This is a genomic window from Erythrobacter sp. F6033, from assembly GCF_023016005.1.
GTDB lineage: Bacteria > Pseudomonadota > Alphaproteobacteria > Sphingomonadales > Sphingomonadaceae > Erythrobacter.
The window spans coordinates 826,065-852,890 of the sequence record NZ_JALKAZ010000001.1 but is presented as its reverse complement, the minus strand read 5'-3'; the positions used below and the strand labels follow the sequence as shown (position 1 = coordinate 852,890).

Below are 26,826 nucleotides of genomic sequence, written 5' to 3'. Positions count from 1 at the left end.
GTGAATGAAGCAGAATGTTCTCAACGCCAGCTTGGCGTAATGGCGCCCATTGTCAAACTAAGCAGGCCTCAATCCTGTATCGCCCGAAACCAGCGCTTTCTTTTCGGTCATCGCCTTCACAATGAAATCCATCAGCACCCTGATCCGCGGCGTGTCACGCAAATCGGGATGGGTCAGAACCCAAATATCCTGAAGCGCATCCGGAGCGTCTGCGGTAAGCCTTACGAGCGAGGGTTCGGGGTCGGCCATAAAACACGCGCCGCGGCTTAGGCCGAGACCCATTACAAGAGCGCGATGCCGGGCGGTGATATCATCAATCGCGAGACCAATCGGGGCGTTCGGATATGGCGAATTTTCCAACCAACCGGGTGTCCGGCTCTCGGCGTTGGGAGCAATCCAGATCAATTCATCTTCCGGGGTTGAGTTCAGATAGTCCCGATTCCCGTAATAGGTCACGCGGTTCGGGAACAGTCGCCGGCCAACCAAGTGTTCGGGCGGCTCCTGCGCTCCGCGAACCACGACATCCGCCTCCGACCTGTCGAGATCCACAAAGCGATAACTTGTCTCGACCCGTAGATCGATAGCCGGATAGACTTGCGAAAACTCGATCAGATCTTCCAGCAATAGATACTGGGCAATCGCTTCTGGCAAAGACAGTGTGATCACACCGGATATGTCCTGATCGGCCGCCCTTTGATGCCGTTGTCCCGCTAGTGTGAGGCTTTCAATCCGCTCAGCCACCTCGATCAATGCGGACCCAAGAGTTGTAGGCGCATACCCGCCCGGAGACTTTTCAAACAGCAGCCCGCGCGTATCTTGCAAAACTGCCAAGCGGCGCGACACAGTCGTATGGGTCAGCCCCATATCCGCCGCCGCCGCGCGCAGAGACCCGGATCGCGCAAGCGAAAGGATCAAGCGGTAATCATCCCAGTCTTCCATTGGAACGATTTTGCACCAAATGTCCGAGAAATCTAGCCAGGACCTGCGGCTTTTGTGCGGTATTGGTGCGCAACCCCACCAATTTAACGAAAGTCCCCCGATGATCAGTTTTCGCAAAGCCCCGCTACTTGCCACCGTATTGCTTACCAGCACCTTCGCTCTAACTCCGACCACACAGGCGCAGGACAACAAGCCTGCACCGGCCAAGCAAGAGGTGCCCAAACCCGGATTTAAGGTCGAGATGAAGCGCGGGGAAGTCCTGCAAGTGATTGCATCAGAGCTGCGGGACGACGGTCAGGCCGCTGCGCGCAAATACGGCCAAACCGCCTTCCCAATCGCGCAGAGTTTTGGCTTTCAGCGCCTCGGCCAATTGAACGTCAACCGAAAAGTCATCAGCGATTTTGACCCGGAGGTTTTCTCGTTCTTCTCATGGCCTGACCAAGCATCCGTTGATGCCTTTGCGAAACATCCCGATTGGCCAGCCATCAAGGCAACGAGGCCAGATGCATGGAGCGAATTGAAGGTCTACAGTGTCGAACTGCAAGACGATCTGAAACTGCAATTTGATCCATCGAAGCATTACACCGTGCTCGTCGCGTGGCTGAAAACTGATGAAGCGATAGGCGACTACAACAAGTATCTCGAAGGTATCGAATCCGCCGTCGAGCGGTCGGGCGGCCGCTTCATCTACAAAATGCGCAACCCATCGATGGAAGCCCATGCATCCGATCCGGCCGCACCGCATCAACTGACATTTGTTGAATGGGAAACCACCGATGGCTTCGACAAGGTTCAGGCATCACAAGAATATCTCGATCACAGGCAGTATTTCGGGACGAGCATTGAACGGGTTGAATTCTATTGGCTCAAAGCCCCTTCATAAGCGCGTCGGTAGCCAATGTGGCGGCGAGATGTTAACCGCCGCCTCAATATGGAAACTGCAACTCTTCTGAGCCTCGCGCTCTATTTCGTCCTGATGATCGCCATCGGCCTGTATGCCTGGCGCAAATCGACCGCTGATAGCGAAGGCTACCTGCTTGCCGGGCGGAATCTCCCGCCTTCGGTTGCCGCACTTAGCGCCGGTGCGTCGGATATGTCAGGGTGGTTGCTGCTTGGCCTACCCGGCGCTCTCTATGCCGCCGGTCTGGTCGAAGCGTGGATCGGGATTGGACTGTTTGCAGGCGCGGTTGCGAACTGGTTTATCGTCGCGCCGCGTTTGCGCAAACAGACCGAAGAGCTTGGCAATGCGCTGACTATTCCGCAGTTTCTCGCCAACCGCTTTCCCGACAAAGCCATTGCCCTGCGCGTTATCTGTGCGGTCGTGATTGTAATGTTCTTTACCGTCTATACCGCCGCTGGACTGGTGGGCGGCGGTAAGCTGTTCGAGACAGCATTTGCAGGCATGCTCCCGGGGCTCGGCATGAGCGACTACATGCTCGGCATCGTGATTACCGCGGGCATCGTGCTTGCTTACACTATGGTGGGCGGATTTCTGGCCGTCAGCCTCACCGACTTTGTCCAAGGCATAATCATGATGATCGCGCTGGTCCTTATGCCGCTCGTCGTGATGTATGGCAGCGGTGATGCGGGCATTTCATTATCCGATGTGGCTCAGCCGGGCTTCTTGAGCCTCACGGAAGGTCTCACCGCGCTTGGCTTTATTAGTGCGGTGACCTGGGGCCTGGGCTATTTTGGTCAGCCTCACATCATCGTGCGCTTTATGGCGATTGATACGGTCGAAAAAGTCGCCCGCGCGCGCACATACGGCCTTTCATGGATGGCTATTTCTCTGGTCGGCGCGGTCGGTATGGGCCTTGCCGGACGCGCATACGCCGAACAAAACGGAGTGGTTGTCGAAGATCCTGAAACGATCTTCATCATCCTATCCGAATTGCTGTTCCACCCGCTTATCACAGGCTTCCTCTTCGCCGCGCTCTTGGCGGCGATCATGAGCACGATCAGCTCACAATTGCTCGTCAGTTCCAGCTCGCTGACAGAGGATTTCTACCGCCTGTTCCTGCGCAAGGAAGCAAGCGAGCGCGAAGCCGTAAATGTCGGGCGCGTCTGCGTGGCCTTGGTGGCGATCGCTGCGATGGTGATTGCGAGCAATCCTGACAGTCAGGTGCTTGGTCTGGTTTCCAACGCCTGGGCAGGGTTTGGCGCGGCGTTCGGCCCGTTGATTATTCTGGCGCTGACATGGCGCGGAATGACAGGGACCGGAGCCGTTGCGGGACTAGTCACGGGCGCACTCGTCGTCGGTCTGTGGATCGCGCTGGGTCTCAATGCAGACTTCATTGGCGGCCAGGGTCTGTACGAAATCGTGCCCGGATTTATCGCCGCATGGATTGCGATTGTTGTCTTGAGCAAAGCGACGCGAAATGGCGCGGTTGCTGCACCGGCAGAATAATTTTGCCGCGGCTGTAACCAGCTCGTTTAAGCGTTCGAACACCCTCTTGAACAGGTCGGCACTTTGCTGGCCCCTCAACGATTCTGGAGCTTCTACCCATGACCCGTCTTTTCATCCTTGTCGGCATTATCGGTGCTGCGATTTTCGGCACGATGCAGCTTTCTGCGCAGGCCAGTGCGAACGGCTGGCAAACCTATGATGCCGGGGAATTCATGATGGCTCAGAAGAAAGGCAAGACCATCGTTGTTGATGTCTATGCGGACTGGTGCCCAACTTGCCGCGCTCAGGCGCCGATCATGGAAGAACTTCGCAAGGAAAAGCAGAACGGCAACACGCTGTTCGTGAAGGTCAATTTTGACGACGAAAAGGCGTTTCTGCGCGCGCATCGCATCCCACGCCAGTCGACCATCCTCGTCTTCAACGGCGAAACCGAAGTCGTCCGCTCGATCGCGGAAACCAATCGCACCCGTCTGCGGGCGAAGGTGTTGGGCGCCCTCTAACGCCCGACCTACCATCAGGCTGAAATCATGATCGGAAGCGCTTTTCTGTCTTTCGTCGCCGGATTGGTGACGATCCTTAACCCGTGCGTCTTGCCGCTGGTGCCGATCCTTGTCGCATCGGCGCTGGGCAAGAGCCGGTTTGGGCCGCTGGCCTTGGCAGGCGGATTGGTGACCAGCTTTACGCTATTCGGCTTCGTCGTGATCGCGTTCGGCTACTCGCTCGGCATAAACGAGCACGCGGTGCGGACTTTTGCGGGAGCCATGCTGGCGATCGCGGGCTTCGTCCTACTCGTGCCTCAGGCGCAGGCTGCACTCAGCGCCGCGGCCGCGCCGATTTCCAACTTCGGCAATCAGCGGCTCGCAAAGCTGAGCGGAAACGGCGCTGGCGGTCAGTACGCAATCGGCCTGCTCCTTGGCATCGTCTGGGCTCCGTGTGTTGGCCCGACACTTGGCGTGGCGATTGCCGCGGCCAGTCAGGGTGAAAACCTGATCGGCAGCTTCTTTATCTTCCTGATCTTCGGCCTTGGCGTGGCGACCAGCGTGCTTGCCTTCGCCTATGGCTCACGCAAGGCATTGGGAGAGCGCCGTAAGACGATGCAGACCCTTGCCAAATACGGGAAGCCGCTGTTCGGGATCGCTCTCTTGATCGTGGGCGTGATGGTCCTCACCGGGTTTGATAAGGTCATCGAGATCGCCCTGTTGGACAGCTTGCCGCAGGGCCTGATTGAGTTCACGACGCGTTTTTAAGCGAGAGGCGCCATTATCGCCCCTTCCCTGAAACGAGGCTTTGCGACATAGTTCGCGCAGGCCAACGGGAGGACAGATTGATGAGCGACGCACCAAGAGTTACGGGGTTAGGCGGCGTATTCTACGTGGCTGCAGACCCAGAAGCGACGCGGGCTTGGTACCGCGAAATGCTGGGCGTGGACGGGGAATATGGGCCGCAAATGGCGTGGTCAGATGAGCCTAAGCCCAATCCCTATTCCCTGATCAGCCACTTCAAAGATGACGAATATATCAAGCCGGGCAAAGGCGGATTTATGATTAATTTGCGCGTCCATGACCTTGATGGATTTTGCGTAGGATTGGCTAAAAAGGGCGTTAAGGTTCTCGATACCGCCGATGAAGGGTACGGCAAATTCGCCTGGATCCTTGATCCGAACGGCATAAAAATCGAGCTTTGGGAACAGGTTGCGGAAGAATTGCCCTAATCACCGCATCCGCCGAACGGCTGAGCGAGCCGTTAATCCGATGATCAGGGTTAATACGCGTTAAGGTTACCTTTTGCACCTTCGGTAACCAAGCCAGCGTATTGCCCCTTAGTCATGAAAACCCATTTGATCTTTCGGAAATCGATGGCGCTTGCAGGCGCTGTGGCTCTTGGTGGATGCAGTAGCCTGATACCCAGCGCCAGCGCGCCCTCTTCAGCGACACCAGACTATGCCGCTGCGCGCGCGAAGCTCGGCACTCAAACGCCCACACGCACAAGCACGCCAGCGCCAGCGCCGCGCCGCTTTGCCTCGACACCGCAAAGCATCGCGCCCAACGCTGCAGACGCAAGCTGCCTCGCAGAATTGAATCAAGCAGGTGCACAGTTCAATCCGATCCCGGATACCTACGCTGCGCCTGGATGTAACAAGCTTGGCACTGTTCAACTGTCCGCGCTTTCCGGCGATGCCAACCGGTTTGGCGTCAGCAATATCGGTCCGGTCAAATGCCGCACAGCCAAGGCGTTTAACGCTTGGGCGCGCTTTGGCGTTGACCGCGCTGCACGCCAAATTCTCGGCAGCCCGCTGGAACGGATCGAGACGATGGGCAGCTATTCCTGCCGCAATGTGGCCGGATCGAACCGCAAATCGGCTCATGCTACAGCGGGTGCAATCGACGTTTCCGGCTTCATGTTGGCAGATGGTCGGCGGATCAGCCTAAAAGGTGATTGGGACAGCGGAACCCCGGCAGAGCGCGAATTTCTTCGCGTCGTGCACAAAAGTGCCTGCAAGCGGTTTGGCACAGTATTGGGCCCGGAATACAACCGAGCGCATGCTGACCACTTCCACTTGGAAGGCACCGGCGCAAAATTCTGCCGCTAAGACCAAAAAAGCGCCTCCGCTGGGGGCACAACGGAGGCGTCTAGTTAGGGGGCTTCGAAGAGACGGCCTACGCGTCCTGACGCGGCTCCAATTTTGCCTCCAGCTTTAACCGCACTGCTTCTGCAGCATGGTTTGCACCCAGCTTGTTCATCATATTGGCACGGTGAATCTCGACCGTTCGCGGGCTGATATCGAGCTCACGCGCGATCACTTTGTTGCTGCTTCCTTCCGAAAGCCATTCCAACACTTCCCTCTCGCGACCCGAGAGGCTGGAAATACGGTCTCTTGCTTCGATCATACGCCGTCTTGCAGCGCCATAGATCTCCGCCTCTTTTTCGATCCGCGTTAGGCACCGCGCAAAGCGGTCCTGATCAAGCGGCAACGAAAGATAGTCGAGCGCACCGGCCTTGATCGCCTCAACTATTCGACCAGGGCGCGGCTGCTCTTCTACGGCGATCAACGGCAACCAGATACCAAGCCGGCTGAGGCGTTCCAGGATCATAGCGACGCCGCCTTCTTCGACTGTATCACGGGCGACAATGATGCCTTCGCGTGGCGGATGTGACGAAAGCTCGGATAGGTCCCCATACACTTCTGAATGGTGTCCTAGTGAGAATCCAGCCCTTGCAAGCTCTGCACGGTTGCGGCTTGATGAGTCGATGAAATGGAGTGTGGCTTTGCGTGTCATGCGCAAAGTAAGTGCCGTAAATTAACCAAAACTCACGCGGGACATGATCCAAACCGGAGAGGTTTTGGAACCAGATTCCAGAATTGTGATCACGCCCGAGCGGTAAGTTTCGGTCCAGAATGGATTAAAATGGCTCCGGGACTAGCGCGAATTACTGAGTGAAAGCCCGAGTTACGAAGTTTCTCGGACTTGCGAATCAAATTTGTAGTCCGGGAGCGAATGAAATGCAGACTTCAATGCAGCCCCCCACCCTGACGAGATTTCGCTGAAATACGGATCGTCTTGAGTGATGCGATGCTCGTGCGTTGGCGCAAAGTCATCCTTTCCGATGACCAGCAGGTCGAGCGGCAATCCGACCGAAAGGTTGGCTTTAAGCGTGGAATCGAACGACACCATCAACAGCTTTGCCGCGTCTTCGAAATTCATATCGCGATCATATCCGCGGATGATGATCGGGCGGCCATACTTGGTCTCGCCAATCTGGAAAAACGGGGTGTCCCAGCTGGCTTCGATGAAGTTGCCTTCGGGATAGATCATGAACAGGCGCGGCTCCATGCCAGCGATTTGCCCGGCTACGATGATCGATGCCGTAAAGCGCCCTTTGCCCCGGTCACCATTGGCCCGCTGGCGTTCTTCGATGGTTGTGCGCAGCAGCTTGCCAATCTCAGTCACGACAGAGAACATCGTCTTGCCATTGAGCAGCGTGTTCTCACGGTCCTCTGGCTCTTTTGTGCGCTCTTCAAGCTGGCTAACCACCGCTTGAGTGGTCGCAAGGTTGCCTGCTGTCATCACAGCGATCATGCGCTCGCCCGGCACCTGCCAGTGAAACATTTTGCGGAATACAGAGATGTTGTCGACGCCCGAATTGGTGCGGGTATCGCTCATCAGCACCAGCCCTTTGTCGAGCACCATGCCAACGCAATAGGTCATTTTGGATTCTCCGAGATACGGGAGCGGGCGGTTACAGGAGAACGGCGCGCGCGCATAGCATTATTGCTGCTGCTGTTCGTTATGCCCGTGATGGATTTCGTGCTGTTGTTCCACCGCGATATCAACGGTGAGGATTTGCTCTGAACCGCCAAAGCTGATCCCGGTGATTGGTGCGGCATCACGGTAATCCCGTCCTGTGGCGACACGGACATAGCGCGGGTCAGGACTGATCCCGTTGGAAATGTCGAATCCGACCCAGCCGAGCCCGTCCACATGCGCCTCTGCCCACGCATGAGTTGCTTCCTGATCAATCCGGTCATTCATCATCAGATAGCCACTGACATAGCGGGCTGGAATTCCGACGGATCGCGCGGCGCCAATGAAGATATGCGCGTGATCCTGACACACGCCCTGCTCCGATGCGACAGCCTCTTCGGCGGTGGTTGTCACACCGGTTGTACCAGTCTGATATTTCACTTGATCCGCGATCATCCGAGACAGGCTATGAAGGTAAGCCAACCTGTCACCGTCCTGCGGCTGCCCGACTTCGCGGATCAAGGCGCGCATTTTGACACCCGGCTTCGTAAGCTTTTTCTGCCCGAGGAAGCTCCAAAGCGGCAAATGTCCGGAATGCCGGCCGATCACACCGCCTTCGTCTTCGGTTTCGACCGATCCGGTACAGGTCACTGTAACCTCGCTTGCCCCGCCATCGACCGAAATCAGGTTTACCGTGTTGTGATGCTCATCCTCATATTCGAGCTCATCATGAGCGTTCTCATACGTCATATCCCATTTGAGGATTTTCTGACCCTGCGTTTCCTTAGGCGTCAGACGCAGCCTTTGCAGGGCATGCACAACAGGTTCTTTAAAGACATATCGGGTGGTGTGACGGATCGCCAATCTCATGCCGGATACCTCATGCTAGGAACCTGTAGTCTTCGGCGATAGCTCTGCTTATCGCGGCATTGCGAGCCGTGAAGTCGACGAGGAATTCGTGCAGACCGCGCTCGAAAATCTGCTCAACCGTGATTTCCGCGATGTCCATATCTGCTTCACGCATCAATTCGTTGCAGGTGCCCTCTGCCCCGTGCATCCGGGCAAGCGCGGCAAGGTTGTCCCGCTGCGCAGACCGGCAAAAAGCAAGGCTTCGCGGAAACCGGTCATCCAGCACCAGAAATTCCACAATGCCGCGCGCGTCGATCTGTCCTGCGTTCAGCCATGTATAAGCGCGCGCGCCGGCAACCGAGCGCAGCACCTGATCCCATTGTCCGGTATCAAGGCTCGATCCGACATAGGAAAGCGAAGGCAGCAAGAGGAAGTACTTCATATCGAGGATCCGCGCAGTGCTTTCCGCGCGCTCAATAAAAGTGCCGACGCGCGCGAAATGATACGCTTCGTTGCGCAACATCGACCCGTCAAAGGCCCCGTGTACCTGAGTGCCCGCGCGCCGGATTGTCCCGACAACATCACCAATTGCACTCTGGCTGACAGGACGTGTCAGCAGCTTGTCCAACTCCATCCAACTGGTGTTGACCGCTTCCCAAACGTCGCTTGAAATTTCGGTACGCGCCAGCCGCGCATTGGTGCGCACGGACGCAAACATCTCGCGGACATTGGCCGGATTGTCTTTGTCGCGCAGGATGAAGTTCCAGGCCGATTGCCCGTCATAACCGTCATTTGTGGCTTCATAGAGCGCGCGTTGGCCGCTGGTGGTGATGACGGAGCGCCATTCTTCCTCTGCTGTTTGAACATCACGGGTCAGCGCCATGCGAAGGCCCGCTTCAAGAAGACGTGCAGTGTTTTCGGCCCGCTCAAGGTAGCGGAACATCCAAAACAATCCGTTGGCAGTTCTACCCAGCATCAGTCTTTAAGCACCCATGTATCTTTGGTGCCGCCACCTTGTGAGGAATTCACCACCAGCGATCCCTCTTTCAAAGCAACCCGGGTCAATCCGCCCGGCGTAATGTCGATCCCGCTTGGCGAAACCAGCACATAAGGGCGCAGATCGACATGGCGCGGCGCGAGGCCCTTCTTGGTGAAGATCGGGCATGTCGACAGCGAAAGCGTCGGCTGCGCGATGTAATTCTCAGGGTTCGCTTCGAGCTTCTTGCGGAACTCCCTTATCTCTTTCTTGGTGGCTGTCGGGCCGATCAACATGCCGTAACCACCGGACCCGTGAACTTCCTTCACAACCAGTTCGTCAAGATTGTCGAGCACATAGGCAAGACTATCATCATCGGCGCAGCGCCACGTTTCGACATTGGGCAGAAGCGGCTTTTCACCAGTATAAAACTCGACGATTTCCGGCATGAAAGAGTAGATAGCCTTGTCATCGCAAATCCCTGTTCCGGGAGCATTCGCAATCGTGATCCCGCCGGAACGGTAAACGTCCATGATGCCCGGCACGCCCAGCATACTGGACGGTTCGAATGTCAGCGGGTCGAGGAAGTCATCATCGACGCGGCGATACAGCACGTCGAGCGGTTTAAACCCGCTGGTCGTGCGCATGTGCACAAGACCGTTCACGACCCGCAAGTCACTGCCTTCGACAAGCTCCGCACCCATCTGATCAGCCAGAAACGCATGCTCATAATAGGCTGAATTGTAGATGCCCGGCGTTAGAACCGCGACGTTGGGTTTCTTCCGACCGCTCTCGGCAAAGGCAGGCGGAGCACACGCAGCGAGCGAACGCGCAAGACGGCGCGGGTAATTGGAAACGGTTTCCACCGGAACACGGCTAAACAGTTCGGGGAACATCCCCATCATCGTTTCGCGATTTTCCAGCATGTAGGACACACCCGAAGGCGTGCGCGCATTGTCTTCCAACACGAACCAATCATTGGGGCCCGTGCGGACAAGATCGATACCGACGATGTGGGTGTAAATGCCCCCGGGCGGTGTAAAGCCAACCATATTGGGCAGCCACGCTTCGTTCTGACGGAACAGCCGCTCTGGCACGCGCCCGGCACGGATGATCTCCTGACGGTGATAGAGATCGTAAAGGAAGCTGTTGAGCGCCCTCACCCGTTGTTCGATCCCGCGGGTGAGCTTGCGCCATTCCGGCGCCGTGATGACGCGCGGCACCATATCAAACGGGATCAACCGTTCTTCGGCCTCGTCTTCGCCATAGACGTTGAACGTGATGCCGGTTTTACGGAAACTGTCATCGGCCTCCGCATTCTTTCGCTGCAGCCACTTGGTGTCTTGGTCATCATACCATGCGCAATAATCGGCATATGCCGGACGGGTATCGCCGCCCGCGTCATACATTTCGTCAAACTTGTCGGAATTGCCGACCATTGATCCCCCGATCCCAGATTACATTCGGGCAGCGTAGGGGCTGCACCGGAAAAAGATAGCGTAAGAAACCAAAGGCTCAATCGCGATCAAGTTCCAAAAGAACTGCACGAATAGCCTCTGGCGCATAAGAAAAGCCCATATGGGTACAATCGACCATGCATTCGCGGTCTCGTTCATGCGCTTCACCGCGCGCGCAGTCCGGTGCAATCACTCCGTCCCGATCGCTCCAAAGCGCGACCGTTTCAACCGGAGGCTTTGTGCCCTCACGCCGCTCTATCGGCGGTGCATCGACCGGATGGCCTGCGACGAATTGATAAAGCCTCCACGCATTGTTGGCGCGTGGATCACCCGAAAACGGCGACCCCATCGTCATCACTTTTGAAACCGCATCCGGCTGACGATGCGCCAGTTCGCGGGCAAACATCCCTCCCAAGCTCCACCCAAGCAGAACGGGCTTGGTCCCGTACCTGTCACGCACTTCGAGCAGCCTCTGCTCCAAAGCCTCAACCCGCTCTAATGTCGGGCCTGAATTGAAACCCAGCTTCCAGTTTTTCGCTTTGTGACCAGCACGCTCAATCTGGTGTGAGAGGTACTGCATGGTGCGCGGTGTCGCGACAAATCCGGGCAACATCACCACGATTTTAGGCTTAGCGGCCTTTTCCACCTGCGGCGCTGGCCGAACACGGACGGCAATCGGAGACAACGGATATGTTGCTTCGCCCAGCATATGCCGAAGGCCCGGACGCGCGGGCGCCGGGCCTTCTATTTTTTGCAGCGCAAGCCGCAAACGTTCGCGCAAGGTGATGTCAGTTTTCGTCATCACGTAACGCTTTAGCACTTTCGGCTAAATATGGAGTGAAAAATCACTCCTCACAATCACCGATCCGCGTCTGTTGAACGCGCATTTCGATGCTTGCGTCATCCATGCCGGGGATCATGCCTTTGGATGTCATGACCAGATCGGATTCTGTCGGACTAACCGTACCCGACATACCCATTGTCATCGGGCCCGATCCATCCGGCGCCGTGCAAGACATCGCCATGTCCATATTGTTGCCGTCGATCACATATTTTTCCATCGTGCAGCCGTCATCTTCTTGGTCTGGACGCTGGCCAAAACCTTCTGCCGCCATTTCAGGGGTCAGACAAAATTCCATACTGTTACCCATCGATGCGCTCATCATATCGAGCATTTCCTTCGGCAGGCCTTCGGCTTTCACGAATGTGGTTTCGACCTTGTAGTTTCCTGGAAGCGGTTTGATGTCATCGCCTGCCGCATTGGAGAGAGCTTCTGCTTCATCTGCCGATACAACACCGTCGCCATCCGTGTCCGCATCTCCGCCAGGGCTGCCACAGGCGGCAAGAGTAAGCGCCGAAGCGGTGATCAAAACAGTCTGAATACGCATAAAAATTCCCTCCAATGTGCTTACCCCTTGTTGAAGTGTCACGAACGCTTGAGCAAGCCCTCATCTGCGCCCATATGACTGCCATGGCCGAATTGATCATCAGACGCGGGCTGGAAGAGCCGGACACCAGCGAAGACTTCACCCCGCACCGCCCCAACCGCCCTGAAAAGAGCATGCCGGGCAAAAAGTTTGAGCTTGTCTCTGACTATGAACCCGCGGGCGATCAGCCGACAGCGATCAAGGAACTGGTCGAGGGAACGCTTGCCGGCGACCAGACGCAAACTCTGCTCGGTGTCACGGGTTCGGGCAAGACCTTCACGATGGCCAAGGTGATCGAGACGCTTCAACGCCCCGCCCTGATCCTTGCGCCGAACAAGATCCTCGCCGCGCAGCTCTACGGGGAGTTCAAGAGCTTCTTCCCGAACAACGCGGTCGAGTATTTCGTCAGCTATTACGACTATTACCAACCCGAAGCCTACGTCCCGCGCTCCGACACTTACATCGAGAAAGAGTCGAGCGTGAACGAAGCGATTGACCGGATGCGCCACTCGGCCACGCGGTCTCTGCTGGAGCGCGACGATGTGATCATCGTTGCCTCGGTATCGTGCCTCTACGGTATCGGATCGGTCGAAACCTATTCGGCGATGATTTTCGACATCAAGAAAGACGCCACCGTCGATCAGCGCGAACTGATCCGCAAGCTTGTCGCGTTGCAATACAAGCGCAACGATGCTGCGTTCCAGCGCGGCACTTTCCGGGTGCGCGGCGACAATCTGGAGATTTTCCCGAGCCACTACGAAGACATGGCCTGGCGGATCAGTTTCTTCGGCGACGACATCGAAGAGATCAACGAGTTTGACCCGCTGACCGGCGAAAAAGGCGCGTCTCTGGAAACCGTGCGGGTTTACGCCAACAGCCACTATGTGACGCCCGGACCGACGATGAAGCAGGCGGCAGAAGCGATCAAATTTGAACTGGCCGAGCGGCTGAAGGAGCTTGAGGCCGAGGGGCAATTGCTCGAACACCAGCGCCTTGAACAGCGCACCCATTTTGATCTGGAAATGATCGCTGCAACCGGATCTTGCGCGGGCATCGAAAACTATTCCCGCTTTCTGACGGGCCGCCTGCCAGGTGAACCGCCGCCCACATTGTTCGAGTATCTGCCCGAAAACGCGCTGCTATTCGTGGATGAGAGCCACCAGACCGTACCGCAGATCGGCGCGATGTCCAAAGGCGATCACCGCCGCAAAATCACGCTCGCCGAATACGGTTTCCGCCTGCCATCCTGCATCGACAACCGTCCATTGCGGTTCAACGAGTGGGACGCGATGCGCCCGCAGACTTTCTGCGTCTCAGCAACGCCCGGCAATTGGGAAATGGAACAGACCGGCGGCGTGTTCGCCGAACAGGTTATTCGCCCCACCGGCCTGATCGACCCGCCGGTCGAAATCCGCCCCGTTGAGGATCAGGTGCAGGATTGCATTCAGGAATGCCTCACGACGGCCAAGAAAGGCTACCGCACGCTTGTCACCACGCTGACCAAGCGGATGGCGGAAGACCTTACCGAATTTATGCACGAGGCGGGGGTTCGCGTTCGTTACATGCACTCCGACGTTGAGACGCTGGAGCGGATCGAGCTGATCCGTGACCTGCGGATGGGCGTTTACGACGTGCTGATCGGGATCAACCTGCTGCGCGAAGGGCTCGATATTCCCGAATGCGGACTAGTCGCGATTTTGGACGCGGACAAGGAAGGCTTTTTGCGCAGCGAAACCTCGCTTGTCCAGACTATTGGCCGCGCTGCGCGTAACGTCGATGGCAAAGTCATTCTCTATGCCGATCGGATCACCGGCAGCATGGAACGCGCGATGGCCGAAACCGATCGCCGCCGCGAGAAACAGCGCGCCTACAACGAAGAACACGGTATCACGCCGCAAACGATCAAGCGCGACATTGCCGACATCGTCGCCCACACCGCCTCACAAGATGGCGTGGTGGTCGATACTGGCGATGATCAGGTCAACAATATGGTTGGCCACAATCTGCGCAGCTACATCGAAGACCTCGAAAAACGCATGCGCGACGCCGCCGCGAACCTCGAATTCGAAGAAGCCGGACGCCTACGCGACGAAATCCGGCGGCTGGAGAATGACGAGCTGGGCCTGCCCGATAGCGAGAAGAAAGCGCCGAAAGTTGGCCGGTCAGATGCAGGTCGCCCTGGCACGCGTAAGACGAAATACGGGAAGAAGCGGACGAAATTTATGGGTGGGAAGCCGTAAAATAACGTGTTAGTCTTGCATACATCTTGAAATACCATCATTTAGAAAAATTCAGGAAATCTTGAAAACCGAATTTTTCATATGCGATCACTACTAATTAACTTTCTTCTATTCTTTGGCCTACTGTCTCTTCTTCATATTTTTCGATTGGCGATCTTTGATGCAATTGGAAAAGCTGGAAACTGGCTAATTGATCGCTGCGATGAAAGTAAGACTCTCTTCAAAGTTGGGGTCAAGATTCGTATCCGTTGGATACTGTTCACTCGTGCTTGGAACGAACAGGTTAGCCTGCGTGCCATAATCGAGACTGTTACCAGGCCAGTTGTTCTCATACTTATCGGTGTGGGTATCCCGCTTTTCGGTTTCTTTTCGATCGTCGAAACGATGAACGCTATCGAAGTTGTTGGCACATCGGAGCCGACAAATGGGAAGCTATCAGCCTGGCTCGACACGCTTTGGCCAGAGAACGATCTGGGCTGGAGCAATCTGGCTCAGCCCATTCTGGTTTTCGTTGCAGCTCCAGCGGCCTTTGTTTTGTGGGCTTTTCGAGATTTCAATGCTAGGGCAAACTTGGAAAACCAGCGGAAAGACATCAACCTCAAAGAGTTTCAAGAGATACAGTTGCGCGCGGCTGGTGCCCTCAACAAGTCGTTATCAAAGAAGTCTCGTTCAACTCTGCAAATCGCCGCGGTCCACCAGCTCAGGCCGTTCTTACGCGGTGAGTATGGTGTGAGCTTTCGCCGACCAGCATGGGAACTGTTGCGGGCGCGGCTTGAAACGAGCGCGACCGTCAACGGGTATTCAACCATCCAAAACCTCCTCGCGAAAGAGACGCGTATCCCGCCGGAAACTCGACCCGATCTCATGGCTGAAGTGGAGCGCCAGCACGCCGACATTTCGAGAGAGTTCGATAAAACCCAGTCGCAAATCGGGCCAATAACAAAAGCCGAGCGTTTTCTACTTAAAGATGAAGCTGATCGTATCTTCAGACGCGATCTGAATTTTGTAACGTCTCATTTTGCGGAACAAGAGTTCAACAGGGGTGCCATTTGCAGCCGACTCGATTTGTCCGAGTGCTCATTTCTAGGTGCCTCGTTGACGAAAGCGCATTTTGAAGAGGCGAACCTGCAGTCGGCGACCTTCGCTTATGCAGACCTTTCTGGTGCGAAACTGGACTTTGCCAATCTATCTGGCGCCAGCTTCTTCAACTGTAAGTTAGACGGGGCAAGCCTGGTCGGTTGTGATATTTCTGGTGCGATCTTCGATCGAGCCAGTCTGATCGGTGCCAATTTCTCTTACACGCGCAATTGTGGCGATGAGCGTTCGGCCGACAGCCTCGGTACTAGATTCATTGGGGCAACCGTCGTGGATTCGAAATTCAACCACAGCAGCCTGGACTACGCTCGCTTTGATCACGCAACGATCAAGAAAACCCATTTCGATAGTGCCACGCTGAGGCATGTAAGCTTTGCGCATTCCAACATAGATCAAGCAACTGCTCGAAAGGCCTTCATCGACATTTTCTATGTCAAAGAATGTGAAATGTATCATTTCGACTTCACCTCAGCCAAGCTAAGAAACTTGAAAGGCAAGGCCAAGCCATCGAAGATGATCATGCTGAACGATGCGGAATTGCAGGGTATTGAAATCCCGCCGCATGGTCTTTTCAGTAACTCCTCGATAAGCTTAAAGACCGCATTGAGTGCGGATTGGGATCGAATGACACCAGAAGAGCAAACTCAGTTAAGACAGCAGTGGGTCGACCGCGGTTTCGCGCGAAGCGAGCAAGAGAGGTTCAGAGGCTGATTATACAATTGGTTTCGCGCCCTATGCAGCCATTCTTGCAGATCGGAATTTCGGATTTGATTAAAATCGGTATTCTTTCATTCCCGGTGCTCGCCCTCGCCGCCTGCAAGCCTCCGCCCACGGATGCGGGTCTCGACCGCGAAATGCCTGCTAGTGAGCCGACCTACGCGTCTGAGCCGCTTGCTTCGCCTGACACCGAAGGGGCGATCTGGGCGCAGTCTACCGAGGCGAACCGGATCATCTATGGTGTGCCGGGCGAACCTGCCCTCATTGCCCTCGCTTGTATCGAGCGTGACGGGCAGTCCGAGGTCATGCGGATCACACGGATCAGCCCTGCCGATGAGGGCGCAGGCGCATTGCTCGCTTTGATCGGCAATGGCTCAATTGGGCGGATTGAAGTCGATGCTACCAAGCAAGGCAGAAGCTTTGTGTGGCAGGGAGAGCTTCCTGCGGCAGATACCAAGTGGGAGCCGTTCAACGGCCCACGTCAGGCGACCGTCACTGTTCCTGGTGCCGGTATGGTGACGCTCAATGCCAGCCGTTTGCCGGAAGAATTGCTGAGCGAATGCAGGGGCATTCCGCCGGTCGTTGAAGCGCCAGATGACGAACCGATTGAAGGCGAAGAACCAACCTCAGAAGAGTCGAGCGCAGACGAGCAGGACACGTCAGAAACGCCTCTACCGCCGGTTTCGTGACGCATATTCTGCGAGTAGATCCGGGGTAAGCACCTGCGGCAGCTGCTCGGCTTCGGCATCCGGCTCGTACCAAAGGTAAAGCGGCACGCCTGCCGCACCTTGCTCGGTCAGGAACATGGTGATTTCCTCATCGCGCACGGTCCAATCGCCCACCATTGTGATCACGCCTGCATCCGCGAACGCCTCACGCACGCTCTCGCGCTCAATCGCGACGCTTTCGTTCACTTTGCAGGTCACGCACCAATCGGCGGTGAACCAGAGGAACACTGGCTGACCAGAAGCGCGAGCCTCGGCGAGGGCGTCGCGGCTGAAGGCAATCGGCTCATGGATCGACTCCGATGGCTGCGCGCTCGGCGTTTGGTAGCTGTAAGGGAGGGCAAACGCGCCGAAGATCACAAACGGCGCGGCGACTAGGCCCAAGGCGGGCCACGCCATTTTGCCCGCCGATTGCAAACGCCCGACCACGGCCAGCGCCAGCACAATGCCAAACAGCATTACGAGAGCGAACATCGCAAAGCCGCGTCCGCCCAGCTGTACTGTGAGCCAGATCAGCGCGAGCGCGGTGAGCCCCATCGGGATTGCCATCACCTTGCGGAATGTCTCCATCCAAGCGCCCGGTTTCGGCAAGCGGTTGCGCAGCGCCGGAACGAAGCCGATCAGCAGAAATGGCAAAGCAAGACCTAAGCCAAGCATCGCAAACAGCAGCAAAGCTTGCGGCACCGGCAACAGCAAGGCTGCACCCAATGCCGCCGCCATAAACGGCCCCGTGCACGGGGTCGCAGCGAAGGCTGCAAGCAGGCCGGTCGCAAATGATCCGGCGGGTTTTCCGCCTTGTGTGAAGGATAACGAAGGCAGCTCAAACAGCCCGGCGAAGTTGACGGTGATTATGGTCGCCAGAACCAGCAGAACGATGACAACGGACGGGCTTTGCAGCTGGAACGCCCAGCCGACCTGTTCACCCGCCGCGCGCAGAGCCAGCATGAGAGCGCCCAGTCCGACACAGGCCAGCACGACGCCGGCCGTGTAGGCGATGCCTTCCGACCGCGCCTTCGCTTCACTCTCCCCCGCGCGGGCTAGCGAGAGCGCCTTAAGGCTCAGTATTGGAAACACGCAGGGCATAATGTTGAGCAGCAATCCGCCCGCAAGCGCGCCGAGGATCAGCGTCCAGAGCGGCGGTGTATCGACACCGACCGGCCCAGCGATCTTGGTCTTGAGTTCGGGAACGCTGCCTTTGCCACCTTCAAACCGGACCCCTGCACCATCACCAAATGCGAGGATACCTGAAATCGCGCTGGCTTCGCCCGTGCCATATTCATCAAGCGGGATTTCCGCGACCAACATATCGCCTTCGCGCATAAAGGTCTGCACAGCGCCGTAATCGACCAACCGCTCATTTTCGACGAAAACGTGCGGGGCTGGCAGGTCCACGGATGCAGGCAGAGGTATGGCGATACGCGCGGTCGTGCTTGTAATCTCGAACCCTTCCCGCGCACTGAGCAACGGGGCAACTTCGGCCTGCCAGCGCGCAAAATCGCCGCCTTGGTTCGCGGTTAGAACAGCATCCTGCGGAACGCAGACACGGTCTGTACAAGCGAGATATTCGACATGGCCTGCAAAGTCAGGAACGCCGGAGATTTCCGCATCGGCAGGTACATTGACAGGCACCAATACTGCGTACTCGCCCTCGTAAATGTGGTTCATCAGCCCGCTGATCAGCAGCGTCTTGGGCACCGGATACAGCGCCTCACCCATGGTCCAGCCATCAGGCAGCGCCAATCGTAGCATCATACCCTGCCCTGCATCGCCAGGGTTCGACCAATAGCCATGCCATTCCGGCGCGCTCGGCGTGAATTTCAGGGCAAGCATCCATTGCTGACCCGCCACTGGCATTCCGTCAGCGCGCAGCTCCACCGCGATATTGTCATCGCCGTAGCGCGCTTCTGTGGGAATTTCCTGAGCCGAAGCAGGCGCAATCGCCGCCAGCATTGCAGCGCACGCAATGAGCCATGCAACGAAATGACGAATAGGAAGTGGGAACATTCTTGCCTCGAACACACTCGACCCTCTAGGCACTACGAATTGTATTCGCAATGAACACTCGACAGGTGACACCGCAGCTATGAACGATACACGCGATCTTCTGATCCTTGGCGGCGGGCTCGTCGGCATGACTTTAGCATTGGCAGCAGCCAAGCAGGGCCTGTCCAGCCATGTGATCGACCGCGCCGATCCGGCGGAATTGACCGCAGAGGGGTTTGACGACCGCGCCACCGCTATCTCGACTGCCAGCTGGCACCTGTTCACCAATATCGGCATCGCCGAGGGGTTGGAGGAATTTGCCTGCGACATCGCCAGCATCGCGGTGACCGATCAGAACCTGCCCGGCCGCCTCGATTTCCAGCCTGAGCCACACGAAGGCACACTGGGACGCATGTTCCCCAACCGCCGCTTGCGCCTTGCAATGTTCGAGGCCGCCGCTGCAGAGCCTCTGATCAACTGGGTTTCCAAAGCCGAAGTGATCGAGCGTCAGCGCAGCGAATTTGGCGCAGCCGCGATCGTCTCTGTCGAAGGCGGCGAGCCGCAGAAATTGATGGGCCGTCTGATGGTGGGCGCGGAAGGGCGCGGATCGCCTACACGCGATGGCGCGGGCATCACGATTGCCAAATGGGATTACAAACACCGCGCGATCATCGCCGGCCTCACCCACTCCAAACCGCACGACAATGTCGCATGGGAAATCTTCTATCCCGCTGGTCCATTCGCACTGCTTCCGATGAATGATGATGCCGATGGCACGCACCGTTCTTCACTGGTGTGGACAGTATCCGAGAAAGACGGAAAAGCCGTCACCAAGCTGGGTGATCGCGCCTTTCTGGCGGAAGTGCAGAAACGGATGGGCGATGTGCTGGGTGATGTAACCAGCGTTGGCGCGCGTTCTTCGTGGCCGCTTGGCTTCCACCACACGGCGAAGATCACTGGAGAGCGGCTCGCGCTGATCGGTGACGCTGCGCACGGTATTCACCCGATCGCCGGCCAGGGATTGAACCTTGGCCTGCGCGATGCGGCGGCTTTGGTGGAAGTGTTGATCGATGGCGCGCGGATTGGGCTTGATCCGGGCGATGCGCAGCTCCTCAAACGCTATGAGAACTGGCGCGGGCTCGACAGCTTTATGGTCGCACTGGCGACCGACGGTCTCACCCGTCTGTTTGGCGTACCGGGCAGGACCGCATCCGCCGTGCGTCGTTTGGGCATGAGCGCGGTGCAGCGCACCGATCTGCTCAAGACGTTCTTTATGGATGAAGCGCGCGGCGTGTCGGGCGATTTGCCAGAACTGCTAAAAGCTTAATCGCCGCCTATTCTTCGACGGGACTCGGCTGGTTCACCAACGCGCCCGTGCCATCACGCAATCCGCCCTGATCAAGCACTGCGGCGGTTTCGATGTTCTCGAGCGCGGCCATAGCGTCGCGGAACTTCTCCGCATCGGCAATCCATGCCTCGGCCTTTTCGGCGCCCGGCATATTCTTGATCTCGTCAATCGCGTTTTGATAGCGGCCTTGCTCAAGAGCAAAGCGCGCACGCTCCAGCCGCCGTTGGGGTTGAGGCGAAGGTGTGCTTTCACGGCGGATCACGAACAGCTCGCCAATCTCGCGCTGGAACCGCGCCCATGACGGGCCTTCCTCGGTCTCGGCGAGCTGCGGCGCAAGGCCTTCTAACCGCGCGAGAAGCGTATCGAGCCGGATCGGCGGATCACTGCGCGAAAAATTGATAATTGTGCCAACTGCATTGGGACGTTCATCGCCGAACCGCAGTCGCAATTGGTCGGCAAGATAGCCAAGCTCTGCGCCGCGTTCGACCGCTCGACGCGTGGCAAAAGCTATCAGCAAACCTTCGGCGCGCGCGGCGTTGCCAGCTGCGGCCTGAGCCTGAAGATCGAGCCGTGCAAGGCGCTGTTCCGCAGCCGCAAGACGCTGGTCAAGACCGCCCTGCTGTTCAGCCAGACCGGATACGGCTTCGACCGCTTCCTCGGCGTTCTCCGGCTCAACCGGTTCGGACAGAGGTGTCGGGGTAGCAGACAGCGTTGCGCTTGGCGAAGCGCTAGGGCTGGCATCAGCTATCGCCGCGGTCGGCTCTGCTTCCACCGCGGACGTCTCGCTGGCATTATACCAGACCACATAGCCGACAAGCGCGCCGCCTATGACGAAAGATGAAACAGCCGCTAGGAGCATCCCCTTTCCAGAGGATGGTTTGCGGCGGCTACCGTATTTCGATTCCATTTTTATCCGTTCTTCAACCCAAAGACCTGCGTTTTCGCATGGCCGCTCGTCTGGAATTCTGTCGTATTATTGGCACAGTGCGCTCACCATGGCCAGCAGCGCTGCATCATCGGCGCGCTCTGCGACGTGGATAGCGCGCCAATCCTTGCCCGCTGCTGAAGCAATGCGCGGGCCAAACACTGCCAGCTCAATTTTCATAGTATCGATATTCAACCGTTTGCATTCACTTGTAAAATGCTCCGCTGCGACGGCGGAATGAAGCAGCACGATTGTGCGATCCGCGCTCCGGTCAAAAACCGATTTCTCCAGCGGCAATGGAGCGCTTTCATACGCAATGACTTTGTGGATATTAACCCCTGATGGCGGATCGAGCGGCACGTGATCTGCGCCTGCAATGCGCAGCATTTTCGCAAGCAGCGCGCACTCATCTATCAGGCTTTGCAGTCCGCCAGAGCCGGTCGCCGCAACAGAGAAACCGGCACTTTCAGCGGCCTTTTGCGTCGTTTTTCCAACAACATAAGCCGGTTTATCGAGAAAGCGAGCGAGGTTTGCGCCGCCATGCCGAATTGCATTGGCACTGCCAATAAGCAGCCCGTCAATCGCCGCCGGATCGGGCGCATCCCAAGGAAGCGGACGAATCTCGAACAAGGATGCGGCGGTTACGCTCAATCCGAGCGCCCGCGCGGCTTCGACGGTTGCGGAAAGCCCCGGCTCGGGCCGGATGGCGATGATCTGCGTCACGTGCCGGATGTAAACAATTGCGTGATCGAAGGAGACGAACGTTCAAGCAAGTCAGCGGCAAGAGCTTTGACCGCCGAATGTCCACCAGCGGGAAATTTGACGGTCGCTTCGACCCGCTCATACCCATCAGAACTGAACAGCGCTGCACGCATATTGAGTTCGCCGCCATCCGGTTCGCAAAGAACGGCAACGGGGCTGTGGCATGTTCCACCGAGAGCTTCGAGCAAGGCGCGCTCTGCAATCAGCTCATCGCGGGTTTGGGGATGATCGATTGCCGCCAGATGCGCAGTCGCGACTGCATTATCGCTGCGACATTCGAGAGCGATCACGCCCTGTCCAGCTGCCGGGATCCAGTCTTCGCTTGGCAACGGATGCCCGACCTCGGATTGGTCGAGCCGCGCTAGCCCTGCTGCAGCAAGAAATGTCACATCCGCCTCGCCCGCTTCAAGCTTGCCCAGACGGGTGGCGACATTCCCGCGAAAGGTCACAACCTTGCAGTCGGGCCGCAAATTGAGAAGCTGCGCAGCACGGCGCGGCGCGCTGGTGCCTATTGTGGCGCCTTGCGGGATGGCAGCAATGCTCTCCGCACCGACCAGCGCATCGCGCCGATCAGCTCGCGGCAAAAATGCGGCGAAATGGAATTTTTCGGGCCGGATGGTCTCGACATCCTTGGCCGAGTGAACCGATGCGTCGATTTTGCCCTCGGCAAGCCACACGTCGAGCTCTTTGGTCCAGAGCGCTTTTCCGCCGATTTCAGACAAAGGGCGATCGAGCACTTTGTCTCCGCTAGCGATCACCGGGACGAGCTCAACCTGATCATTTGTCCAGCCATGCGCGGCGCAGAGCCGCGCCTTGGTTTCGATCGCTTGCGCCATCGCCAAAGGCGAGTTGCGCGTTCCCAGCCGCATCATCACGGCATTTGTCTGTGAATTGTTAGTCATTCGTGTGCTTGCTCTAGCCCCGCAAGGCATTAAGTGGAAGCACAATGGTTTCCGCTTCCAACACCTCAGAAACGCACAAGATCGTGCTCGGTATTGAATCGAGCTGCGACGAGACGGCGGTGGCGCTGGTAACGGAAGATCGCCGTATTCTGGCTCAGCGGATCGCCTCGCAAGAGGAAGAGCACGCGCCCTATGGAGGAGTGGTGCCTGAAATCGCAGCCCGCGCCCATGCGCAGCGGCTCGCACCGATGCTGGCCGATGTGATGGACGATGCCGGGCTGACGCTGGACGATGTGGACGCGATTGCGGCGACGGCTGGCCCCGGCTTGATCGGCGGCGTGATGGTGGGCCTCGTCAGCGGGAAAGCGATTGCCATGGCGGCGGATAAACCGCTGCTGGCAATCAATCACTTGGAGGGCCACGCGCTTTCCCCGCGTCTGGCCGATGAAGAACTCAAATTTCCGTACCTGCTGCTGCTCGTTTCAGGCGGGCATTGTCAGATCTTGAGCGTCGAAGGTGTGGGCGAATATCGCCGCCTTGGGACCACAATCGACGATGCACTGGGCGAAGCCTTCGACAAAACTGCGAAGATCCTGGGTCTCGGTTATCCGGGTGGTCCCGCCGTGGAGAAGCTGGCGCGCGAAGGTGATCCGAAAGCCGTCCCGCTGCCCCGCCCTCTGAAAGGCTCTGCAGAACCGCATTTCTCTTTCGCTGGCCTCAAGAGCGCTGTTCTGCGCGCGGTGGAAAGCGGCGAACACCAAGCGGCTGACATCGCCGCTAGCTTCCAACAGGCTGCTGTAGACTGCCTGATCGACCGGCTCGAAAAATCGCTTCGGGAAACAGGCCCGATGCCATCCCTCGTCGTGGCCGGAGGGGTCGCGGCGAATATGACGATCCGCGCCGCGCTCGAAGCTTTGGCTGAAAAGCACGACATGCGATTTGTCGCACCGCCGCTGGCGCTGTGCACTGACAATGCGGCGATGATTGCATGGGCCGGATGCGAGCGCCTGCCGCTGAATGAAAACGCGCCGCTAGACTTTAAGGCCCGTCCGCGCTGGCCGCTTGATCCAGAGGCCGATGCCGTGCGCGGCGCAGGAGTGAAAGCATGAGCGATCTACCGACTATTGGCGTCATAGGTGCAGGCGCGTGGGGCACCGCCCTCGCCCAGATGCTCGCCAGCGATGGCCGCAACGTCATATTGTGGGCGTTTGAGGCAGAAGTCGTCGAAGCGATCAACTCACAGCACAACAACCCGCTCTATCTGCCCAGCGCCACCCTATCGCCCAACATCCGCGCGACTGGCGATCTCGCCGAATTGGCAAAGCTCGACACCGTTCTGGTCGTGACGCCTGCGCAATTGCTGGGGCGTATCTTGGGCGAGCTGCCCGCATCGCCGCGCGATCTGGTGCTGTGCTCGAAAGGCATAGAAGCGGGCACCAAGCGGCTGATGAATGATGTCGCCCGTGCGGCTTGCCCCGATAGCGGCATCGCTGTTCTATCCGGCCCAACATTCGCGCACGAAGTCGCAGGCGGGTTGCCGACAGCTGTCACACTCGCTTGCGGCGGTGGCCGCGAGCAATGGGAGCGCCTTTCGCCCGCCATCGCGCGGCCCGCTTTCCGCCCCTACTACACTGATGATGTGACCGGCGCAGAGATCGGTGGGTCCATCAAAAACGTCCTCGCCATTGCCTGCGGGGTCGTCGACGGACTTGAGCTGGGCCAGAATGCCCGCGCGGCCCTCATCGCGCGCGGCTATGCGGAGATGCTGCGCTTTGGCGAAAACCTGGGCGCGCGCACAGAAACGCTGGCTGGCCTGTGCGGGCTCGGCGATTTGGTGCTAACCTGTTCGTCGACCTCCAGCCGCAATTTCTCACTCGGTAAGGCGCTTGGTGAAGGTCAAAGCGCCGCGGACCTGATGGCCGATCGCCGCACGGTGGCAGAGGGAGCGCACACCGCGCCTGTCCTTGCAGAGCTTGCCGAGGATCGCGGTATCACCATGCCGATCACCATCGCTGTGAACGCCATTCTGGGCGGAGAGAACCCGCGCGATACCGTCGCTGCGCTGCTCGCCCGTCCGCTTCGCGCCGAGCAGGAACCGGGCGCTTGAGCACAAAAACGCCTCCCGCTTCCAGCTCGCCTGACGATCAGGAAGATATGGCGGCCCTCGCCAAAGGCGGGCGCACCAACACGATGGGTTTTGTGATCCGCGCCTTGGGCGGCATCCCGTTTCTCTTCATCGGTTATCGCCTCTACGGGGTCGAGGACATGGGTCGCTTTGCCGCAGCCTTTGTTATTATCGAGATTTTCGCGCTGATCTGCGCGCTGGGTGAAAAACGCGGTCTGGCCCAGCGCTTGACCGAGGGGGCGGATGAAGACGGGCAGCGCCGCGTGAACCTTGTGTTTGACGGGATGCTCGCCTGCTTGCTGGTTTCCATCCTCGTGGCCGCTGCCTTGATACTCTTCCCACGGATCATGTTCCCGGATGGAACGAACAGCGATCTCGACATGTGGATGATCGCCGCAATCCCCGCTTTTGCGCTGACCGAAATCTTGCTCGCGGCGCAGGCATATAAGCATGACATCGCAACTACGGTGCGCGCGCGCGCTATCGTAGAACCATGGACGCGTTCGATCTGCGCTGGTGTGTTCTTCTTCATTCCCGCAATAAGCGAAGCGGGCTTGGCGATGGCGTTTCTCGCCTCGATTTATGCGGCGCTCGCGACCGCTCTGTGGTCGTTCTTGCGGACATATGGCCTGCCAAAGGGGTGGCGACCCCGCCCGAATTATCTGCTGAAAATGACAAGCCGTTCGCTGCCACTGGTGGGCGCGGATGTAATCGAGCGCGGTACACGGCTGCTCGACGTGTTCCTGCTGGGTCAGGCAACATCATCGGCGACGGTCGGCATCTATTTCTTCGCCAAAGAAATCGCGAGCCTTCCGCAAAAGCTCAAGACCAGCTTTGAACCGATCCTCTCGCCGGTCATCACAAAGAACCTGAAGATCGGCAATATGGAAGCCATCGCAGCGCAGGTGCGACAGGTGGGATTCTGGATCATCGCATTGCAGCTTGGCGTAGCGCTCGCGCTGTCGATACCGGGTGAGGCGATCATGGGCCTTGGCGGACCCGCAATTGTTGGCGGCACAGGCGCGCTGGCGATCTTGCTCGCGGCGGAAGTCGTCGCCTCTATGGCTGTCGTGTCCGAAAGCGTGCTGGTCTATATCGCCCGCAAGCGGAACCTGTTGATGTCGGTCGGCATCATAACGCTACAAGGCGCACTAACCATCGCCTTTATCTTCCTTGCCGAGCATTTGGGCCTTGATGAAGGGTACAAGGCTGCGGGTGCTGCGCTGGCGCTATTCGTGGCACTGGGCGTGTCGAGCATCATCAAATCGCAGGTTCTCAAGACGCTGCTAAAAGCTCCGGTGAGCAATTGGCGTTGGGGCCTGCTGTGGGCGACAGGGCCGGCAGTCGTCGTCGGCTTCCTCTTCACGCAGTTCCTGCCCGAATGGACGGAATTGGTGTTCGGTATTCCGGTGATTTTCGGGACATATATGCTGGTGATCTGGAAACGCTCATTCCGGCCAGAGGACAAAGTTTTGTTCCGCAAAAAGGTTGTCGAGACGGAATTGTCGCTCGATTCTAGCGAGTCTGAGTCCAAGTAAGCCGCAATTGGGGCAGCAAATAAGGCAGCCGCCAGCCCTCAAATAGGGCACAATTGCCCAAATGTGGCGAAAATGTGGCAGAATTCATCTGCCGTTCACCCTGCGAGTGTGATTTTCAAATTCGGGTTGAGAGACTGAGACTGCACATGACCTTGGTTATGTCAGGT

The 26,826-nt window shown here is 57.8% G+C and carries 25 protein-coding genes; 13 read left to right on the top strand and 12 right to left on the bottom strand.

The genetic code is table 11. From position 1 onward, the window contains the following. Positions 1 to 57: 57 nt before the first annotated feature. Positions 58 to 939, bottom strand: coding sequence for a LysR family transcriptional regulator (locus tag MWU39_RS03955; RefSeq protein ID WP_247158675.1), 882 nt, complete (start codon positions 937 to 939; stop codon positions 58 to 60). Between the two features lie 100 nt (positions 940 to 1,039). Here MWU39_RS03955 and MWU39_RS03950 point away from each other — a divergent pair, with 100 nt between their 5' ends. The 6 genes from MWU39_RS03950 to MWU39_RS03925 all read left to right on the top strand — a co-directional run bounded on the left by MWU39_RS03950 (position 1,040) and on the right by MWU39_RS03925 (position 5,936). After that, the gene (locus MWU39_RS03950) at positions 1,040 to 1,822 is read left to right on the top strand and encodes a hypothetical protein (RefSeq protein WP_247158674.1); all 783 of its coding nucleotides are present in this window, start codon (positions 1,040 to 1,042) and stop codon (positions 1,820 to 1,822) included. Between the two features lie 48 nt (positions 1,823 to 1,870). Then, positions 1,871 to 3,346, top strand: coding sequence for a sodium/proline symporter PutP (gene putP, locus MWU39_RS03945; RefSeq protein ID WP_247158673.1), 1,476 nt, complete (start codon positions 1,871 to 1,873; stop codon positions 3,344 to 3,346). A 98-nt stretch (positions 3,347 to 3,444) separates the two neighbouring features. Continuing rightward, positions 3,445 to 3,846, top strand: coding sequence for a thioredoxin family protein (locus MWU39_RS03940; protein ID WP_247158672.1), 402 nt, complete (start codon positions 3,445 to 3,447; stop codon positions 3,844 to 3,846). 27 nt (positions 3,847 to 3,873) lie between these two features. Then, positions 3,874 to 4,593 carry a cytochrome c biogenesis CcdA family protein gene (locus MWU39_RS03935; RefSeq protein WP_247158671.1) on the top strand — a complete coding sequence of 240 codons (720 nt, stop codon included), beginning with the start codon at positions 3,874 to 3,876 and terminating at the stop codon, positions 4,591 to 4,593. Positions 4,594 to 4,673: 80 nt separating this feature from the next. Beyond that, positions 4,674 to 5,057, top strand: a complete 384-nt coding sequence (locus MWU39_RS03930) for a VOC family protein (protein WP_247158670.1) — start codon at positions 4,674 to 4,676, stop codon at positions 5,055 to 5,057. 114 nt (positions 5,058 to 5,171) lie between these two features. Then, entirely contained in the window at positions 5,172 to 5,936 is a 765-nt protein-coding gene (locus tag MWU39_RS03925) for an extensin family protein (protein WP_247158669.1), read from the top strand. Between the two features lie 67 nt (positions 5,937 to 6,003). Here MWU39_RS03925 and MWU39_RS03920 read toward each other — a convergent pair whose 3' ends face one another. The 7 genes from MWU39_RS03920 to MWU39_RS03890 all read right to left on the bottom strand — a co-directional run bounded on the left by MWU39_RS03920 (position 6,004) and on the right by MWU39_RS03890 (position 12,260). Further along, entirely contained in the window at positions 6,004 to 6,624 is a 621-nt protein-coding gene (locus tag MWU39_RS03920) for a LuxR C-terminal-related transcriptional regulator (RefSeq protein ID WP_247158668.1), read from the bottom strand. 171 nt (positions 6,625 to 6,795) lie between these two features. After that, positions 6,796 to 7,554 (bottom strand): proteasome-type protease, encoded by a 759-nt coding sequence (locus MWU39_RS03915; RefSeq protein ID WP_247158667.1) that lies wholly within the window; start codon positions 7,552 to 7,554, stop codon positions 6,796 to 6,798. A 60-nt stretch (positions 7,555 to 7,614) separates the two neighbouring features. After that, positions 7,615 to 8,460 (bottom strand): transglutaminase family protein, encoded by an 846-nt coding sequence (locus MWU39_RS03910; RefSeq protein WP_247158666.1) that lies wholly within the window; start codon positions 8,458 to 8,460, stop codon positions 7,615 to 7,617. A gap of 10 nt (positions 8,461 to 8,470) precedes the next feature. Continuing rightward, positions 8,471 to 9,415 carry an alpha-E domain-containing protein gene (locus MWU39_RS03905; protein ID WP_247158665.1) on the bottom strand — a complete coding sequence of 315 codons (945 nt, stop codon included), beginning with the start codon at positions 9,413 to 9,415 and terminating at the stop codon, positions 8,471 to 8,473. Beyond that, a complete protein-coding gene (locus MWU39_RS03900) occupies positions 9,415 to 10,854 on the bottom strand; it encodes a circularly permuted type 2 ATP-grasp protein (protein ID WP_247158664.1) in 1,440 nt (479 codons plus the stop codon). Before MWU39_RS03900 ends, MWU39_RS03905 begins: the two co-directional genes overlap by 1 nt. 76 nt (positions 10,855 to 10,930) lie before the next feature. Further along, the gene (locus MWU39_RS03895) at positions 10,931 to 11,674 is read right to left on the bottom strand and encodes an alpha/beta hydrolase (protein WP_247158663.1); all 744 of its coding nucleotides are present in this window, start codon (positions 11,672 to 11,674) and stop codon (positions 10,931 to 10,933) included. A gap of 43 nt (positions 11,675 to 11,717) precedes the next feature. Then, the gene (locus tag MWU39_RS03890; RefSeq protein WP_247158662.1) at positions 11,718 to 12,260 is read right to left on the bottom strand and encodes a DUF3617 domain-containing protein; all 543 of its coding nucleotides are present in this window, start codon (positions 12,258 to 12,260) and stop codon (positions 11,718 to 11,720) included. 83 nt (positions 12,261 to 12,343) lie between these two features. On the opposite strand from MWU39_RS03890, the gene uvrB reads away from it, so the two are divergent. The 3 genes from uvrB (at position 12,344) to MWU39_RS03875 (ending at position 17,040) form a co-directional block, all read left to right on the top strand. Next, positions 12,344 to 14,539: an excinuclease ABC subunit UvrB gene (gene uvrB, locus MWU39_RS03885; protein ID WP_247158661.1), complete on the top strand. Its 2,196-nt coding sequence runs from the start codon at positions 12,344 to 12,346 to the stop codon at positions 14,537 to 14,539. Positions 14,540 to 14,686: 147 nt separating this feature from the next. Continuing rightward, positions 14,687 to 16,345: a pentapeptide repeat-containing protein gene (locus MWU39_RS03880; RefSeq protein ID WP_247158660.1), complete on the top strand. Its 1,659-nt coding sequence runs from the start codon at positions 14,687 to 14,689 to the stop codon at positions 16,343 to 16,345. 23 nt (positions 16,346 to 16,368) lie between these two features. Continuing rightward, entirely contained in the window at positions 16,369 to 17,040 is a 672-nt protein-coding gene (locus MWU39_RS03875; RefSeq protein WP_247158659.1) for a hypothetical protein, read from the top strand. Here the strand turns inward: MWU39_RS03875 and MWU39_RS03870 are convergent. Next, positions 17,023 to 19,095, bottom strand: coding sequence for a protein-disulfide reductase DsbD (locus MWU39_RS03870; RefSeq protein WP_247158658.1), 2,073 nt, complete (start codon positions 19,093 to 19,095; stop codon positions 17,023 to 17,025). The two genes, MWU39_RS03875 and MWU39_RS03870, sit on opposite strands and share 18 nt — an antisense overlap. A 64-nt stretch (positions 19,096 to 19,159) precedes the next feature. Here MWU39_RS03870 and MWU39_RS03865 point away from each other — a divergent pair, with 64 nt between their 5' ends. Beyond that, positions 19,160 to 20,386 carry an FAD-dependent monooxygenase gene (locus tag MWU39_RS03865; RefSeq protein WP_247158657.1) on the top strand — a complete coding sequence of 409 codons (1,227 nt, stop codon included), beginning with the start codon at positions 19,160 to 19,162 and terminating at the stop codon, positions 20,384 to 20,386. 7 nt (positions 20,387 to 20,393) lie between these two features. On the opposite strand, the gene MWU39_RS03860 is transcribed toward MWU39_RS03865, so the two are convergent. The 3 genes from MWU39_RS03860 to hemC all read right to left on the bottom strand — a co-directional run bounded on the left by MWU39_RS03860 (position 20,394) and on the right by hemC (position 22,996). Continuing rightward, a complete protein-coding gene (locus MWU39_RS03860) occupies positions 20,394 to 21,314 on the bottom strand; it encodes a hypothetical protein (protein ID WP_247158656.1) in 921 nt (306 codons plus the stop codon). 66 nt (positions 21,315 to 21,380) lie between these two features. Further along, positions 21,381 to 22,055, bottom strand: a complete 675-nt coding sequence (locus MWU39_RS03855) for a uroporphyrinogen-III synthase (protein WP_247158655.1) — start codon at positions 22,053 to 22,055, stop codon at positions 21,381 to 21,383. Beyond that, positions 22,052 to 22,996, bottom strand: coding sequence for a hydroxymethylbilane synthase (gene hemC, locus MWU39_RS03850; protein WP_281501067.1), 945 nt, complete (start codon positions 22,994 to 22,996; stop codon positions 22,052 to 22,054). Before hemC ends, MWU39_RS03855 begins: the two co-directional genes overlap by 4 nt. Positions 22,997 to 23,040: 44 nt before the next feature. Between hemC and tsaD the strand changes: the two genes are divergently transcribed. The 3 genes from tsaD to MWU39_RS03835 are packed head-to-tail and all read left to right on the top strand — an operon-like array spanning position 23,041 to position 26,659. Beyond that, the gene (tsaD, locus tag MWU39_RS03845; protein WP_247158654.1) at positions 23,041 to 24,105 is read left to right on the top strand and encodes a tRNA (adenosine(37)-N6)-threonylcarbamoyltransferase complex transferase subunit TsaD; all 1,065 of its coding nucleotides are present in this window, start codon (positions 23,041 to 23,043) and stop codon (positions 24,103 to 24,105) included. Further along, positions 24,102 to 25,103, top strand: a complete 1,002-nt coding sequence (locus MWU39_RS03840) for an NAD(P)H-dependent glycerol-3-phosphate dehydrogenase (protein ID WP_247158653.1) — start codon at positions 24,102 to 24,104, stop codon at positions 25,101 to 25,103. The genes tsaD and MWU39_RS03840 overlap by 4 nt, the downstream gene beginning before the upstream one ends. 47 nt (positions 25,104 to 25,150) lie before the next feature. After that, on the top strand, positions 25,151 to 26,659 hold the full coding sequence (locus MWU39_RS03835) for a lipopolysaccharide biosynthesis protein (protein WP_247160298.1): 1,509 nt from the start codon (positions 25,151 to 25,153) through the stop codon (positions 26,657 to 26,659). The last annotated feature ends 167 nt before the right edge of the window (positions 26,660 to 26,826 follow it).

What these genes read in the sequence shown, in the direction of transcription:
- MWU39_RS03835 (WP_247160298.1), top strand. Translation starts at nt 25,151, where the DNA reads ATGGCGGCCCTCGCCAAAGGCGGGCGCACCAACACGATGGGTTTTGTG.
- MWU39_RS03925 (WP_247158669.1), top strand. Translation starts at nt 5,172, where the DNA reads ATGAAAACCCATTTGATCTTTCGGAAATCGATGGCGCTTGCAGGCGCT.
- MWU39_RS03930 (WP_247158670.1), top strand. Translation starts at nt 4,674, where the DNA reads ATGAGCGACGCACCAAGAGTTACGGGGTTAGGCGGCGTATTCTACGTG.
- putP (WP_247158673.1), top strand. Translation starts at nt 1,871, where the DNA reads ATGGAAACTGCAACTCTTCTGAGCCTCGCGCTCTATTTCGTCCTGATG.
- MWU39_RS03875 (WP_247158659.1), top strand. Translation starts at nt 16,369, where the DNA reads ATGCAGCCATTCTTGCAGATCGGAATTTCGGATTTGATTAAAATCGGT.
- MWU39_RS03955 (WP_247158675.1), bottom strand. Translation starts at nt 939, where the DNA reads ATGGAAGACTGGGATGATTACCGCTTGATCCTTTCGCTTGCGCGATCC.
- uvrB (WP_247158661.1), top strand. Translation starts at nt 12,344, where the DNA reads ATGGCCGAATTGATCATCAGACGCGGGCTGGAAGAGCCGGACACCAGC.
- hemC (WP_281501067.1), bottom strand. Translation starts at nt 22,996, where the DNA reads ATGACTAACAATTCACAGACAAATGCCGTGATGATGCGGCTGGGAACG.
- MWU39_RS03860 (WP_247158656.1), bottom strand. Translation starts at nt 21,314, where the DNA reads ATGGAATCGAAATACGGTAGCCGCCGCAAACCATCCTCTGGAAAGGGG.
- MWU39_RS03940 (WP_247158672.1), top strand. Translation starts at nt 3,445, where the DNA reads ATGACCCGTCTTTTCATCCTTGTCGGCATTATCGGTGCTGCGATTTTC.
- MWU39_RS03935 (WP_247158671.1), top strand. Translation starts at nt 3,874, where the DNA reads ATGATCGGAAGCGCTTTTCTGTCTTTCGTCGCCGGATTGGTGACGATC.
- tsaD (WP_247158654.1), top strand. Translation starts at nt 23,041, where the DNA reads ATGGTTTCCGCTTCCAACACCTCAGAAACGCACAAGATCGTGCTCGGT.
- MWU39_RS03950 (WP_247158674.1), top strand. Translation starts at nt 1,040, where the DNA reads ATGATCAGTTTTCGCAAAGCCCCGCTACTTGCCACCGTATTGCTTACC.
- MWU39_RS03910 (WP_247158666.1), bottom strand. Translation starts at nt 8,460, where the DNA reads ATGAGATTGGCGATCCGTCACACCACCCGATATGTCTTTAAAGAACCT.
- MWU39_RS03905 (WP_247158665.1), bottom strand. Translation starts at nt 9,415, where the DNA reads ATGCTGGGTAGAACTGCCAACGGATTGTTTTGGATGTTCCGCTACCTT.
- MWU39_RS03920 (WP_247158668.1), bottom strand. Translation starts at nt 6,624, where the DNA reads ATGACACGCAAAGCCACACTCCATTTCATCGACTCATCAAGCCGCAAC.
- MWU39_RS03840 (WP_247158653.1), top strand. Translation starts at nt 24,102, where the DNA reads ATGAGCGATCTACCGACTATTGGCGTCATAGGTGCAGGCGCGTGGGGC.
- MWU39_RS03865 (WP_247158657.1), top strand. Translation starts at nt 19,160, where the DNA reads ATGAACGATACACGCGATCTTCTGATCCTTGGCGGCGGGCTCGTCGGC.
- MWU39_RS03890 (WP_247158662.1), bottom strand. Translation starts at nt 12,260, where the DNA reads ATGCGTATTCAGACTGTTTTGATCACCGCTTCGGCGCTTACTCTTGCC.
- MWU39_RS03915 (WP_247158667.1), bottom strand. Translation starts at nt 7,554, where the DNA reads ATGACCTATTGCGTTGGCATGGTGCTCGACAAAGGGCTGGTGCTGATG.
- MWU39_RS03895 (WP_247158663.1), bottom strand. Translation starts at nt 11,674, where the DNA reads ATGACGAAAACTGACATCACCTTGCGCGAACGTTTGCGGCTTGCGCTG.
- MWU39_RS03900 (WP_247158664.1), bottom strand. Translation starts at nt 10,854, where the DNA reads ATGGTCGGCAATTCCGACAAGTTTGACGAAATGTATGACGCGGGCGGC.